This is a genomic window from Saccharothrix texasensis (assembly GCF_003752005.1).
GTDB classification, from domain to species: Bacteria; Actinomycetota; Actinomycetes; order Mycobacteriales; family Pseudonocardiaceae; genus Actinosynnema; species Actinosynnema texasense.
On record NZ_RJKM01000001.1, the window covers coordinates 3,600,140 to 3,612,905 of the forward strand.

The following is a 12,766-nucleotide window of genomic DNA, read 5'->3' on the forward strand; positions in this document are numbered from 1 at the left end:
TCAGTTCTCCTCAACCACGAACAGGTCGGCCAACGTCGCCCAGTTCCGCTCGACCAGCCGGGCCGCGAGGTCGGCGTCGGCCGCGGCGAAAGCGGTGATGATCTCGTCGTGCATCGCCACCGAGTGGCGGCCGGTGGGCGCGGCGAACCGCTGCCGTTCCAGCCGGCGCACGAGAGGCGTGTAGCGGTCGATGGTGGCCGTGACGGCGAAGTTGCCGCCACGCCGCACGGCCACCGCGTGGAACTCGTCGTCGGCGGCGAGGGCGGCGGGCACGTCACCGGAAGCCAACGCGCGGGCGAACGCCGTGTTCGCGGCACGCATCGCGTCCAGGTCCGCCTCCACCAGGTGCGGCACGGCCAGCCGGGCCGCGAGGGCGTGCATGGCCTGGACGACGACGTGCGCGTCACGCACCGCCGCCGTGTCCAACGGTGTGACCCGCGTGTAGCTGTGCGGTTTGCTCTCGACCAGGCCTTCGTCGGTCAGCCGTGCCAGCGCCTCGCGCACCGGTGTCCGCGACAGCCCGAGCCGTTCGGCCAGCTCCACGTCCTTGATCGGCACGCCGGGCGCCAGGTCGCCACCGAGGATCGCCTCGCGGATCGCGATCAGCGCCTGGTCGCGAAACAACGCCCGACTAATATATTGCATACCAACGGACTGTAGCCGGTCGTCGGCAAGGTCACCAGGTGTCGGGTGTCCGGAGACGGTGCCGTTTCGTGTTCAGCGGACAAGGTCGGGCTCGGCCGGGAGTTGCCGGACGGAGCGCACGGCGAGCGCCAACGGCACGCTCAGCACGGCGAGGACCGGTACCGGCGCGCCCGCGGCCGGCAGGGCCGGCAGCGGGGCCAGGGCGACCGGGACGGTGACGGCCACCAGCAGTGGACGCCGTTGATGACGGCGACCTGGATCGTGGTGGCCTGCAACCAGGGGCGGGCGCGGAAGTCGCGTCACCCGTGCCGCGCGGCGTCGAGCAGCGCGGGTCGTGGCGGCACCGGCCGGTCCGGGACTTTCCCAGGGCCTGACGGCCGCGCTGCTGATCACCGGCGTCGGGACGCTGTGGCACCTGGCCGCGTTGCAAGCGGTGGCGGGCGGGCCTGGTCGCCGACGTGGTGCCCCGAGAACGGCGCCGCCAGGCCAACGCCCTGGTCAACCCGCCCAGAACGCCGCGACGCTCCTCGCCCCGGTGTGTCCGCGGTGCTGGTTGAGACGGTCGGAGCGGACGTGTCCTTCGCCGTGGACGCGGCCACGTTCGCGGTCACCGCCGCCGCGCTCATCGCGCTGGGCGCAGCGGACGATGTCGGCGGCGAGCATGACGACCCGACGGGACACCAGGTCGCCCACCACGCCGCCGGCGAGCGTGAGCACCACCACCGGTAACCGGCCGACGAGCAGCACCAGTCCGACCTCGTTCAGCGACGCACCGAGCCGCAACGAGCCGCAACGAGCCGCACACCAGTGCCATGCCGATCAGGCCGTCACCGGAGTGGGAGGAGGTCCGGGCGATGAAGTACCAGCGGAACGTCGGGTCGCGCAGCAGCGCGGGCACGAGCCGGGGCATGGGACCGCACGGCGCCGCACCCACCGACGATCCGCGGAGCCGAGAGGCGGCCACGACGGCGTGATCCACGCCACGCGCCTGTCACAGATCCCGGAGTCGCGGTGTCTGGTGCCCGGCCCTGGGAACGAAGGAGACACCGTGGCGCAGACCGAGCACGTGGACGAGCACCCCGCCGACCTGGCGACCGGGGCTTTCGTGGCCCACCGCAACCTGCTCTTCACCGTCGCCTACGAGATGCTCGGCTCGGCCGCCGACGCCGAGGACGTCCTGCAGGAGGTCTGGTTGCGGTGGGCGCGGGTGGACTTGGCGCAGGTGCGCGACCAGCGCGCCTACCTGGTCCGGATCACCACCCGGCAGGCGCTCAACCGGCTGCGTGCGCTGCGCCGCCGGAAGGAGTCCTACGTCGGTTCGTGGCTGCCCGAGCCGATGCTCACCGCGCCGGACGTGGCCCTGGACGTCGAGCTCGCCGAGAGCGTGTCGATGGCGCTGATGCTCGTCCTGGAGACGCTGTCGCCGACCGAGCGGGCCGTTTTCGTGCTGCGGGAGGCGTTCGGCGTCGGCTACGACGAGATCGCCGCCGCCGTCGACAAGACCCCGGCGGCCGTCCGCCAGATCGCGCACCGCGCCCGCCGGCACGTCGACGCCCGCCGTCCGCGCGAGGCGGTCTCGCCGGGTGAGGCGCGGGCGGCGTTGGAGTCGTTGCGGCGGGCGCTGGAGGACGGGGACGTGCCGGGTCTGCTGGCCGTGCTCGCGCCGGACGTCGTGCTGGTCAGCGACGGCGGCGGTGTCAAGCGGGCCGTGCCGCGGCCGGTCGTCGGGGCCGACAAGGTGGTCCGGATGGTCTTGAGCGGTCTGGGCCGGCTCGAGAGCGCGTTCACCGGCGAGGCCGTCGTGGTCAACGGCAACCCGGCGCTCGTCGTGCGCTTCGACGGCGAGGTCGACGGCGTCATGGCGATCCGGGTCGAGGACGCCCGCATCGCCGGCCTGTACTACGTCCGCAACCCGGAGAAGCTGACCCGGGTCGGGGCCGAGACGCCGCTCGCCCGGCGCTGAGCGCTGGTCAGCGCGGTGTCAGGACGCAGAACTCGTTGCCCTCCGGGTCGGCCAGCACCGTCCAGGGCACGTCGATCTGCCCCACGTCCACCCGCACCGCGCCCCACGCCTCCAGCCGGGCCACCTCGGTCGGCAGGTCGCCGTCCGCGAACGGCGCGAGGTCGAGGTGCAGCCGGTTCTTCACCACCTTCGGCTCGGCGACCCGCACGAACTCCAGCGAAGGACCGGCTTCCTGCGCCAACGACGCGAAGCCGGCCGCCGAGCGCGTCACGGGCAGCCCGGTCGGACCGGCCCAGAACGCGGCCAGCGCCGGCGGGTCGGACGCGTCCACCACGACCGCCGCCACCGGGCCGGTGTGCGCGTACTCGTCGCGCTGCTCCAGCACGCAGAACTCGTTGCCCTCCGGGTCGGCCAGCACCACCCACGGCACGTCGCCCTGCCCGATGTCGACCGGTTTCGCGCCCAGCGCGACGGCCCGCGCCACGATCGCCGCCTGGTCCTCCGGCGACGTCGACGCCAGGTCCAGGTGCACCCGGTTCTTCACCGCCTTCGCGTCCGGCGCGAGCCCGAACACCAGCTCCTGCCCGTCGCCGAGCGCCACGTCGACCTCGTCGTCGCCCTCGCCGGTGACCGGCAGGCCGAGCAGCGCCGACCAGAACCGGCCGAGCGCGGCGGGGTCGGCTGAGTCGACCACCACATCGCACCACCTCGTTGGCATGGTCCGAAGGTAACGTCTGCCCAATGGCTCAGCTGGTTCTCGGTCCGGTGCTGCGGCACGTCGACTCCACCTCGGCGACGGTGTGGGTCGAGACGGACGTGGCGTGCGAGGTCGCCGTGGCAGGGCATCGCGCCGAGACGTTCCAGGTCGGCGAGCAGCACTTCGCCCTGGTGGTGGTGGAAGGGCTGGCGCCGGGCGCGACCACGCCCTACGACGTGCGGTTGGACGGCGAGGTGGTCTGGCCGCGGCCGGACTCGCCGTTCCCGGCGCCCCGCATCCGCACCACGCCGGTGCGGCGGCTGCTGTTCGGGTCGTGCCGCGCGGCGAAGGGGGAGGGCACGCCGGACAAGCTCGGCCCGGACGCCTTGGACGCGTACGCGCTGCGGATGGTGGACGAGTCGCCGGAGCAGTGGCCGGAGGCGCTGGTGCTGCTCGGCGACCAGGTCTACGCCGACGAGCCGACGCCGCGGATCAAGCAGTGGCTGGCCGAGCGCAGACCGGAGCCCGCGGGCGAGGTGGTGTCGTTCCGCGAGTACGCCGAGCTGTACCACGAGTCGTGGGCCGATCCCGAGATCCGCTGGCTGATGTCCGTGGTGCCCACGTCGATGATCTTCGACGACCACGACGTGCGCGACGACTGGAACACCTCGCGGCCGTGGCGGGAGCAGATGGCCGCCAAGCGCTGGTGGCCGGAGCGCATCCGGGCGGGCCTGGCGTCGTACTGGGTCTACCAGCACCTGGGCAACCTCAGCCCGGACGAGCTGGCGAACGACGAGCTGTACGCCAAGGTGCGGTCCACCGGCGGTGACGTGCAGGCGTTGCTGGAGGACTTCGGCGAGCAGGCGGACCGGGAGGTCGACGGCGGCAAGTCGACGCGGTGGAGCTACCGGCGCGACTTCGGCCGGGTGCGGCTGCTGGTGATCGACACGCGCAGCGGGCGCATCCTGGACGGGCCGCAGCGCCTGATGGTGGGTGACGCCGAGTTCGACTGGATCGAGGCCAACGCGGAGGGCGACTTCGACCACCTGCTCATCGGCTCGTCGCTGCCGTGGCTGATGCCGCACGGGTTGAGCCACTTCCAGTCGTTGAACGAGCGGATGGCCGGGCTGCCCGGGTGGCGTGGCCGGGTGGGCGAGAAGGTGCGGCAGGTCGCGGACCTGGAGCACTGGCCCGCGTTCCGGGCGTCGTTCGAGCGGCTGGCCCGGTTGCTGGAGCGGATCTCGCGGGGTGACGACGCGCCCGGCACGGTGTGCGTGCTGTCGGGGGACGTGCACCACAGCTACGCGGCACGGGCCGCGTTCGCCGGGTCGGTGGACGCGAAGGTGTACCAACTGGTGTGCTCGCCCGTGCACAACGACCCGCCGTGGGTGTTCCGGCCCGCGTTCCGGCTGTCGTGGTCGAAGCCGATCGCGCGGGTGCTGCGGCGGTGGGCGGACCGGCGGGGCATCTCGCCGGACCCGGTGTCGTGGCACAAGCTCAGCGGCCCGCACTTCGGCAACTCGGTCGGCGTGCTGGAGATCGACGGCCGCGCGATCCGCTTCCGGTTGGAGACGGCGACCGGCGAGGGCCTGTCGGAAGTGACCTCCCTGGCGCTGTGAAGCTCCTGCGCGGCAACGAGTTCGGGGCGCGAGCGCCGCGGTGGGGGGCGTGCCCGCCGCCGGACGGGAGGTCGGTGTCCGACGGCGGGCGCGCGTCTACTTGGTGGCCAGCCTCAGCAGGGCCCACAGCTGCGCGATCGCGTCGTGGTCGCCGGTGGTCGGCGGCAGGTCGCGGTCCGGGATGCGGCCCCACAGCCAGCGGTACACCTGCATGGGGGTGCCGGTCACCCCGCCGGCCGCCGACGAGGCCTCCCCGTCGGTGACGAGCCGGGCCACCGCCGGGTCCGGGCCGGTGGTGGCCAGCCACACCTTGTCGCCCGCGCGGATCGCCACCGTCCCCTCACGTGTGCCGCGCACGCCGAGGATGTCCAGCCGGTGGCCCAGCCACAGCGTGAGGATCTCGTCCACGCCGTCCTCGGCCACGTCGTCGTCCACCGGGTCGATCGGCAGCCCGGCCGCCGCCTGCACGTCCATCCGGTGCACGGTCGACTCGTGCGCCAGCCGCCGCGCCCAGAAGTTGTGGTTGCGCTCGGCGGGCCACCACGTCTCGCACGGGTCGTCCGGCTCGTGCGGCCGCAAGGCCCGCACCAGCGGTCGCACGCCCGCGCGCACGTACTCCGGCAGCGGCTGCCCCGGCTCCGGGTCCTGTTGCCACACCAGGGGTTGGCTGCCTTCCCTCAGCCACGTCGACACCATCCGGTACGTGCTGCCCACGTGTCGCGCGGTCTCCCCGAGGTTGAGCCCGGGGCACGCGGGCACCTGGCGTTCCGGGCGCTGTCCCTCGGCCGACGCCGCCAGGCGCTCGGCTTCGGCCTCCACTACGTCGATCAGGCGGTCGTAGGCGACCAGTCCCCTGCTCACAGTCCGTCCTCGTACATGATCTCGTCGACCAACTCGGTGAACTGCGCCGCTTGGCGCACCAGGTCGTCGGCTGCGCGCTGGGTGACCTGCCTGGTCATGCCCGCCAGCACGGCCGCGCGCGTCGCCGAGGACTCGGCGAAGAACGCGGCCCACTCGCGCAGCTCCGGCGCGAGGGAGGGCAGCAGGACCCACACGCTGGTCGGCTTGGCCCGGCCCCGGTGGGGTCGGCCCCTGGCCGCCAGCACGGCCGCCGCCGCCCGCATCGCGGCCAGGTAGGCCGTGGCGAAGCGGGTGGGCGGCGAAGGGTCCCGTCCGGCCTCGGCCAGGCACTCGCGGGCCTGTCCGAGCAGGGTCACCGCCGACGCCGGCGGTAGCGGGAGGGGAATGCGGCGGGGGAAGGTCTGAGTCATCTCGCGGCCTCCTCGCGGCGTCGGGACAGCGACGACCGCCGCGGGGAGACGGCGGCACTTGGTGGTGGGGCGCTTCCCCCGCCCCACCACCAAGGCATTGCTCGAACAAATGTTCGAGCCAGACCAGACTATCCTGCCGGCCCGGAACTCCTCAAGCCGAGCGCCCGTGGTCTTATGAACAGGTGAGCGCACTCGACCACCCCGGCATCCGCAAGGTGGCCGCCGCACTGTCCGAGGCGGGCCACCACGAAGCGGCGAACGGGATCCGCGTGTTGGCCGACGCCGTCCGCACCGCCGCCGCCGCGGCCGAGGCGGTGGGCGTGCCGGTCGGCGCGATCGCCAACAGCCTGATCTTCGCCGCCGTCCGCGACGGCGTGGCCTCGCCGCTGCTCGTGCTCACCTCCGGCGCGCACCGCGCCGACACCTCGAAACTCGCCGTGCTGGCAGGCGCGGACGCCATTGAGCGGGCCACGCCGGCGTTCGTGCGCGAGCACACCGGCCAGGTGATCGGCGGCGTCTCCCCGGTGGGGCACCCGGCGCCGATCACGACGTTCGTGGACGTCGCGCTGGAGCAGTACGAGGTGGTGTGGGCAGCGGCCGGGCACCCGCACGCGGTGTACCCGACGACCTACGCGGGCCTGCTCGACCTGACCGGTGGCTCCTCCGCCGAGGTCGCCCGGTGACCGCCGCGCCGTCCCAGCGGGTCGTCGCGCTGTCCAGCCGCGAGCTGAACTCCCGGCTGGACGAGGCCCTCGCGCTCTACGTCAGCGCCATGGAGTACCCGCCCGGCACGGCCGAGCAGCGCGCGCCCATGTGGTTGGCGCACATGCTGCGCGACGGGTGGCGGTGCGTGGTGGCGTTGGGCGAGCGGGACGAGCTGATCGGGATCGGGTACGGCTACCGGGGCTCGGTCGGCCAGTGGTGGCACGAGCAGGTGCGGCACGGGCTGACGCTGGTGTCCGGGCCGCGCGCGGTCGAGGAGTGGATGCACGACTACTTCGAGCTGACCGAGCTGCACGTGCTGCCGCGGGCGCAGGGCCGCGGCGTCGGCGAGCAGCTGCTGCGCAACCTGATGGAGGGCGTGCCCAGCTCGCGCGTGCTGCTGTCCACGCCGGAGGGGCCGAGCAAGGCGTGGCGGCTGTACCGGCGCATGGGTTTCGTGGACGTGCTGCGGCACTACCAGTTCACCGGGGACCCGCGACCGTTCGCGGTCCTCGGGCGGGTGCTGCCGATCGACTGAGGCGGCCCGGTCGACCGGAGCCCGATCGGTCGAAGTCTGATCGGGCGAGGTCGGTCGTGATCGCTAGAAGGGCGAGACGAAGCCTGACGCCTGGAGGTACTTGCCGGCGTTCAGGCCCTCGATCTTGCGCAGCTTCGAGTAGACGACCCGCTCGTCGAAGTTGCCCTCGATGGTGCGGACGTGCGTGGCCTTGCGGCCCGTCCGGTCGTACCTGACCTCCACCACGAGGCCGACGTGGGCGTGCATGTCCGGGTAGTTGCCGTAGACGACGGCGTCACCGGGCGCCACGTCGCGCTCGGAGATGTCTTTCCACCGGCCGTTGGCCTTGCCCCACTTCTGCCAGTAGGTCGCCCAGTGGCCCTGGTCGAGGACGGACGCGCCGGGAGCGGGGCGCATCGCCGGCTTGTCCTGCACGCCGGCGGTGGTCCAGGCCCAGTTGACGAAGACGCCGCACCACTCGGCCGGCCGCAGCACGCCCTGGCCCGTCACCTGGTACTGCGGCGGGTAGTAGTTGCCGTTGCCCTCGCGCTGGCCGACCTGGTGCAGGGCGTTGTCGACGATCTGCTGCCGGATGCGCCACTCGGCCTGGTCGCCGAGCGGTTGGGCCTGGCCGACCGCGGGCGACCCGGCGACCAGCAACGCGCCGGCCAGCACCACGCCGAGTGCGGCACGCCTCGCACGTCCGGTCATCGCATCCCCCTACGGTCGTTCGCCAGCACATCAAACACCGGATCCGGTGACCTCGGCGTGAAACCGAGGTCACCGGGTCGGGGTCAGAGCTCCGTGAGCCGCTCACGAAGAGTGTCCAACCCCATGGCCCCCATCTCCAAGGCCTGGCGGTGGAACGTCTTGAGGTCGAACGCGGCGCCGTGCCGGGCGCGGGCGTCGTCGCGGGCCGCCAGCCACAGCCGCTCGCCCAGCTTGTACGACGGCGCCTGACCGGGCCAGCCCAGGTAGCGGTCGATCTCGTCGCGCACGTGCGCCGGGTCGGTGATGGTGCGGGTGAGCATGAACTCCAGGCCCAGGTCCGGGGTCCACCGCTCGCCCTCGTGGAAACCGGTGCCCTTGGGGATCTCCAGCTCCAGGTGCATGCCGATGTCGATGATCACGCGGGCCGCGCGGAACAGGTGCGCGTCGAGCATGCCGAGCAGGTCGCCGTCGTCCTCCAGGTAGCCGAGCTCGCGCATCAGCCGCTCCGCGTACAGCGCCCAGCCCTCGCCGTGGCCGGAGACCCAGCACAGGAGGCGCTGGAACTCGTTCAACGTCTCCGCCTGGTAGACGGCCGTGGCGACCTGGAGGTGGTGGCCCGGCACGCCCTCGTGGTAGACGGTCGAGACCTCGCGCCAGGTGGAGAACTCCTCCTTGTCGTCCGGCACGGACCACCACATGCGGCCGGGGCGGGAGAAGTCCGGCGTGGGGCCGTTGTAGTACGCGCCGACACCACCGCCGGGCGGCGCGATGCGGCACTCCAGCTTCATCAGCTCGTCCGGCAGGTCGAAGTGCACGCCGCGCACGTCCAGCAGCGCCCGGTCCGACAGCTCCTGCATCCACGACCGCAGGCCGTCCTTGCCGCGCACCAGGTAGCGCGGGTTCGCGTCCAGCGCGGCGGCGGCCTCGGCGAGGGAAGCGCCCGGCTTGATCCGGTCCGCGACCTGCTTCATCTCGGTCTCGAGGCGGGTGAACTCGCCCCAGCCCCACTCGTAGGCCTCGGCCAGGTCGAGGCGGGAGCCGGTGAAGTAGCGGGACTGGAGCCGGTAGACGTCCTCGCCGACCGCGTCCTTCCTCGGCGCCTTGGGCGCGAGGTCGTCGCGCAGGAACGCGGCCAGGTCGCCGTAGGACTCCGCGGCGGCCTTCGCGCCCGCCTCCAGCTCGGTGCGCAGCGCGCCGTCCGCGGGGGCATCGGCGATCAGGGTGGCGAAGAACGACCTGCCGCCGGTCCTACCCGCCCAGGTGTCGCACTGCTCGGCGACCTTGCTGACCTGCCGCAACGCCGAGACGTGGCCCCGGTCGGCGGCGTGGGCGAGACCCGCGCGCAGGTTCGCCACGGCGTCCGGCACGGCGGTGAGCCGCTTGGCGATCACCGCCCAGTCGTCGGCCGTGTCGGTGGGCATCTGGTCGAACACCTCGCGCAGCGACTGCACGGGGCTCGCGATGACGTTGAGCTGGCCTTCCATCTGACCGGCCTCGTGCAGCTCGACCTCGAGGCCGATGCGTTCCAGGAACACGGCCTTGGCGTCGGCCTCCGACTTGTCCGCGGGCTCGGCGGCGGTGATCGCCGCGAGCGCCTTGCGCGCCAGCTCCTCGCGGGCCGCGTGCCCCTCCGGCGAGTAGTCGGTGAGCCGGTCGTCGTGGCCGGGCTTGCCGATGAACGTCGCGGTCAACGGGTCCGCGGCCGCGTAGTCGGCCACGAACTGGTTGCTGATGCCGTGCACGCCGGCGGAGGAGGTTGACATGCGCGGCACGTTACCTGCGGGCCCTGTCCCCCCAACAGGTAATTAGCCACGCTCACGATCGTGTCATGCGGTCAACTTTTGACCGTGGCCGGCAGGATGGCCTGGTGCCCAGGGCCTCCGCGCTGCTCATGCCGGTCTTCCTCCTCGCGCTGTTCTCGCTGACGGGGTGCGTCCGGCTGCACGCCGCCATGGCGTTGTCCACCGACGACCACGTGTCCGGCGAGATCACCGCCGCCACCCCGCCGACGAAGGACAACGACCCGGGTCCGCAGCTGAAAGTGCCCAACGAACTCGCCGGACGGGTCACCACCAAGCCGTACAAGGTGGACGACTACGTCGGCACGCAACTGTCGTTCAACGGGTTGACGTTCGACGAGGTGCGAGCACTGTCAGCGGCGACCAGCGCGTCGTCCAGCCGCTACCAGCTGACGTTCCGGCGCTCCGGCGACCTCGTGACGTTGTCCGGATCGGTCGACCTGACGCAGGTGCCGCCCGAACGCGCCGACATCCAAGTGAAAATCAGCTTTCCGGGTGAGATCGTCGACACGAACGGGCGAGAAGAAGACAACGCGACCATCGCGTGGACCCCGAAACCCGGCCAAGCCTCGATGTTGAGCGCGACAGTCCGCTACGCGGGCGCGAACTCGGTGTCCTACTTCGGCTGGACCATGCTGGTGGCCGGCTTGACCGGCGGCGCGGCGCTCATCGTGCTGGTCCTGGCCATCGTCGCCCACCGCCGCCACCAAGTGGCTTGACCCGGCCCCGCCACCCCGCCCTGCCCCGCGAGCTCGCCGCCGTCTGCGGAGCAGCGGCAATCCTATGCGGCGCGGGCCGGGACCAGGCCCAGGCGGCCGACGATCTCCCTCGTCGCCTTCGACCGGTTGAAGGTGTAGAAGTGCAGGCACGGCACGCCTTCGGCGAGCAGCCGCTCCCCCACCTCCGTCACCAGGTCGATGCCCGCCGCGCGGAAACCCGCCGGGTCGTCGGCGTAGGGGTCGAGGCGGCGCGCCACGGAGTCCGGCACCGACGACCCCGACAGCTCCACCGTCTTCGCCAGCGTCCGCGGCGTCGTCAGCGGCATCACGCCGGGGATCAGCACGGTGTCGCAGCCGCGCGCGGCGACCCGGTCGCGCAGGCGCAGGAAGTCCTCCGGCTCGAAGAACAGCTGCGCGATGGCGAAGTCGGCGCCGGCGCGCAGCTTGCGCACCAGGTACTCGGTGTCGGAGTCCAGGTCCGTCGACCGGGGGTGGCCGTACGGCGACGCGGCCACGCCGACGCAGAAGTCGCCCAGCTCACGGCACAGCCGGACGAGTTCCTCGGCGTAGGTCAGGCCCTCCGGGTGCGCGAGCCACTCGCCGTTCGGGTCGCCCGGCGGGTCGCCGCGCACGGCCAGGATGTTGCGCACGCCCACCGCCGCGTACCAGCCGATCACGTTGCGCAGCTCGGCCACCGAGTGGTCGACCAGGGTGAGGTGGGCCATCGGCAGCAGGGTCGTCTCCTGCGCCACCCGGCCGGTGGTGCGGATGGTCCGGTCGCGCGCCGACCCGCCCGCGCCGTAGGTGATGGACACGAACGCCGGGTCGAAGGCCTCCAGCTCGCGGATCGCACGCCAGAGGATGATCTCCTCGGCCTCGTCGCGCGGGGGGAAGAACTCGACGGAGAACACGGGGGACCCCCCGTGCAGGCGTTCGACCACCGACGTCATGCCCGACAGCCTAGAGGTTCGTCCGAGGCGTGGAAGACGGCTGTCACTGGATGGGACCAGCCCCCCGGTTGGGCGCGCCGAAGGCGCAGAGGTGACGATAGGGGCGTGCCGCCCCACCCGTTGGACCTCGAACTGCCCAAGCACGTCGACGAAGCGTTGGCCGCGTACCTCGCCGACCGCCGGGCACTGGGCGAGCGCATGGAGGAGAACTTCACCGGCGCCGTGGACGCGCTGGCCGACTTCGTGCTCGGCGGCGGCAAGCGGATCCGGCCCACGTTCGCGTGGTGGGGGTGGCGCGCCGCCGGCGGCGACCCGGAGGGCGAGCTGGCCGGGGCGGTGCTCACGGCGGTCAGCTCGCTGGAGCTGATCCAGGCGTGCGCGCTGGTGCACGACGACCTGATGGACGCCTCCGAGACCCGCCGCGGCATGCCCACCGTGCACGTCCGGTTCGCCCGCGAGCACCGCGCCAAGGGCTGGCTGGGCGAACCCGAGCGGTTCGGGCTGGCCGCGTCCGTGCTGATCGGGGACGTGGCGCTGGCCTGGGCGGACGACATGCTCTTCGCCGCGGGCCTGCCCACCGACGCGTTGCAGCGGCTGAGCCTGCCGTGGCGGGACATGCGCACCGAGATGCTCGCCGGCCAGTACCTGGACGTGCTCACGCAGGCGCGCGGCGACAGCTCGGCGGACGCGGCGCTGCGCATCGACCGGCTCAAGACCGCCGCGTACACCGTGGAACGGCCGCTGCACATGGGCGCGGCGATCGGCGGGGCGTCACCGGAGCTGGTGGACGGCCTGCGCTCGTTCGGCACGGACATCGGCGTGGCGTTCCAGCTGCGCGACGACCTGCTCGGCGTGTTCGGCGACCCGGCGGTCACCGGCAAACCCGCGGGTGACGACCTGCGCGAGGGCAAGCGGACGCTGCTGGTCGCGCTGGGCATGGAGTTCGGCGCGGACGTGCTGCACCAGGCCCTGGGCAAGCCCGACCTGGACGTGGCCACGGTCGACGAGGTGCGCGCGCGGCTGCGCGAGGTCGGCGCGGTGGACGCGGTGGAGGAGCGGATCGCCGAGCTGACCGGGTCCGCGCTGCGGGCGCTCGACCGGTCCCCGATCGCCGAACCGGCCGGTGAGCGGCTGGCGGAGCTGGCGATCAGCGCCACGAAGCGGACCTCCTGA

Annotated in this window: 16 protein-coding genes; 8 read left to right on the forward strand and 8 right to left on the reverse strand. The window is 72.7% G+C overall.

The window, feature by feature from the left end; genetic code table 11:
- Together EDD40_RS14710 and EDD40_RS41710 are read right to left on the reverse strand one after the other, a co-directional pair.
- Positions 1-645, reverse strand: coding sequence for a GntR family transcriptional regulator (locus EDD40_RS14710; protein WP_123743409.1), 645 nt, complete (start codon positions 643-645; stop codon positions 1-3).
- A 72-nt stretch (positions 646-717) separates the two neighbouring features.
- Entirely contained in the window at positions 718-870 is a 153-nt protein-coding gene (locus EDD40_RS41710) for a hypothetical protein (RefSeq protein WP_170185082.1), read from the reverse strand.
- 321 nt (positions 871-1,191) lie between these two features.
- Between EDD40_RS41710 and EDD40_RS41715 the strand changes: the two genes are divergently transcribed.
- From EDD40_RS41715 to EDD40_RS43570, 3 genes are all read left to right on the forward strand, one after another.
- Positions 1,192-1,374 carry a hypothetical protein gene (locus EDD40_RS41715; protein ID WP_170185083.1) on the forward strand — a complete coding sequence of 61 codons (183 nt, stop codon included), beginning with the start codon at positions 1,192-1,194 and terminating at the stop codon, positions 1,372-1,374.
- Between the two features lie 83 nt (positions 1,375-1,457).
- Positions 1,458-1,619 carry a hypothetical protein gene (locus EDD40_RS43565; RefSeq protein ID WP_246037668.1) on the forward strand — a complete coding sequence of 54 codons (162 nt, stop codon included), beginning with the start codon at positions 1,458-1,460 and terminating at the stop codon, positions 1,617-1,619.
- A 74-nt stretch (positions 1,620-1,693) separates the two neighbouring features.
- A complete protein-coding gene (locus tag EDD40_RS43570) occupies positions 1,694-2,608 on the forward strand; it encodes an RNA polymerase sigma-70 factor (RefSeq protein ID WP_281277789.1) in 915 nt (304 codons plus the stop codon).
- A gap of 7 nt (positions 2,609-2,615) precedes the next feature.
- Here the strand turns inward: EDD40_RS43570 and EDD40_RS14725 are convergent, their stop codons facing one another.
- Positions 2,616-3,302, reverse strand: a complete 687-nt coding sequence (locus EDD40_RS14725; RefSeq protein ID WP_342777767.1) for a VOC family protein — start codon at positions 3,300-3,302, stop codon at positions 2,616-2,618.
- Between the two features lie 47 nt (positions 3,303-3,349).
- On the opposite strand from EDD40_RS14725, the gene EDD40_RS14730 reads away from it, so the two are divergent.
- Complete coding sequence (locus EDD40_RS14730; protein ID WP_123743412.1) at positions 3,350-4,924, forward strand: alkaline phosphatase D family protein; 1,575 nt, start codon at positions 3,350-3,352, stop codon at positions 4,922-4,924.
- Positions 4,925-5,020: 96 nt separating this feature from the next.
- Here EDD40_RS14730 and EDD40_RS14735 read toward each other — a convergent pair whose 3' ends face one another.
- Positions 5,021-5,785: a maleylpyruvate isomerase N-terminal domain-containing protein gene (locus EDD40_RS14735; protein WP_123743413.1), complete on the reverse strand. Its 765-nt coding sequence runs from the start codon at positions 5,783-5,785 to the stop codon at positions 5,021-5,023.
- A complete protein-coding gene (locus EDD40_RS14740) occupies positions 5,782-6,195 on the reverse strand; it encodes an SAV_6107 family HEPN domain-containing protein (RefSeq protein WP_123743414.1) in 414 nt (137 codons plus the stop codon). Before EDD40_RS14740 ends, EDD40_RS14735 begins: the two co-directional genes overlap by 4 nt.
- Before the next feature lie 182 nt (positions 6,196-6,377).
- On the opposite strand from EDD40_RS14740, the gene EDD40_RS14745 reads away from it, so the two are divergent.
- Both EDD40_RS14745 and EDD40_RS14750 read left to right on the forward strand, forming a co-directional pair.
- The gene (locus EDD40_RS14745; RefSeq protein WP_123743415.1) at positions 6,378-6,878 is read left to right on the forward strand and encodes a YbaK/EbsC family protein; all 501 of its coding nucleotides are present in this window, start codon (positions 6,378-6,380) and stop codon (positions 6,876-6,878) included.
- Positions 6,875-7,435, forward strand: a complete 561-nt coding sequence (locus tag EDD40_RS14750; protein WP_123743416.1) for a GNAT family N-acetyltransferase — start codon at positions 6,875-6,877, stop codon at positions 7,433-7,435. The genes EDD40_RS14745 and EDD40_RS14750 overlap by 4 nt, the downstream gene beginning before the upstream one ends.
- 63 nt (positions 7,436-7,498) lie before the next feature.
- Here EDD40_RS14750 and EDD40_RS14755 read toward each other — a convergent pair whose 3' ends face one another.
- Positions 7,499-8,125 (reverse strand): hypothetical protein, encoded by a 627-nt coding sequence (locus EDD40_RS14755; protein ID WP_123743417.1) that lies wholly within the window; start codon positions 8,123-8,125, stop codon positions 7,499-7,501.
- A gap of 83 nt (positions 8,126-8,208) precedes the next feature.
- Entirely contained in the window at positions 8,209-9,888 is a 1,680-nt protein-coding gene (locus EDD40_RS14760; RefSeq protein WP_123743418.1) for a DUF885 domain-containing protein, read from the reverse strand.
- A 104-nt stretch (positions 9,889-9,992) separates the two neighbouring features.
- Between EDD40_RS14760 and EDD40_RS14765 the strand changes: the two genes are divergently transcribed.
- On the forward strand, positions 9,993-10,643 hold the full coding sequence (locus tag EDD40_RS14765; protein WP_123743419.1) for a DUF3153 domain-containing protein: 651 nt from the start codon (positions 9,993-9,995) through the stop codon (positions 10,641-10,643).
- A gap of 62 nt (positions 10,644-10,705) precedes the next feature.
- Here the strand turns inward: EDD40_RS14765 and EDD40_RS14770 are convergent, their stop codons facing one another.
- On the reverse strand, positions 10,706-11,593 hold the full coding sequence (locus EDD40_RS14770) for a methylenetetrahydrofolate reductase (protein WP_123743420.1): 888 nt from the start codon (positions 11,591-11,593) through the stop codon (positions 10,706-10,708).
- Between the two features lie 105 nt (positions 11,594-11,698).
- On the opposite strand from EDD40_RS14770, the gene EDD40_RS14775 reads away from it, so the two are divergent.
- Positions 11,699-12,766 carry a polyprenyl synthetase family protein gene (locus tag EDD40_RS14775; protein WP_123743421.1) on the forward strand — a complete coding sequence of 356 codons (1,068 nt, stop codon included), beginning with the start codon at positions 11,699-11,701 and terminating at the stop codon, positions 12,764-12,766.

Coding starts and splice junctions, on each gene's coding strand:
- EDD40_RS14710 (WP_123743409.1), bottom strand. CDS start 645: ATGCAATATATTAGTCGGGCGTTGTTTCGCGACCAGGCGCTGATCGCG.
- EDD40_RS43565 (WP_246037668.1), top strand. CDS start 1,458: ATGCCGATCAGGCCGTCACCGGAGTGGGAGGAGGTCCGGGCGATGAAG.
- EDD40_RS14730 (WP_123743412.1), top strand. CDS start 3,350: ATGGCTCAGCTGGTTCTCGGTCCGGTGCTGCGGCACGTCGACTCCACC.
- EDD40_RS14740 (WP_123743414.1), bottom strand. CDS start 6,195: ATGACTCAGACCTTCCCCCGCCGCATTCCCCTCCCGCTACCGCCGGCG.
- EDD40_RS14755 (WP_123743417.1), bottom strand. CDS start 8,125: ATGACCGGACGTGCGAGGCGTGCCGCACTCGGCGTGGTGCTGGCCGGC.
- EDD40_RS14760 (WP_123743418.1), bottom strand. CDS start 9,888: ATGTCAACCTCCTCCGCCGGCGTGCACGGCATCAGCAACCAGTTCGTG.
- EDD40_RS14770 (WP_123743420.1), bottom strand. CDS start 11,593: ATGACGTCGGTGGTCGAACGCCTGCACGGGGGGTCCCCCGTGTTCTCC.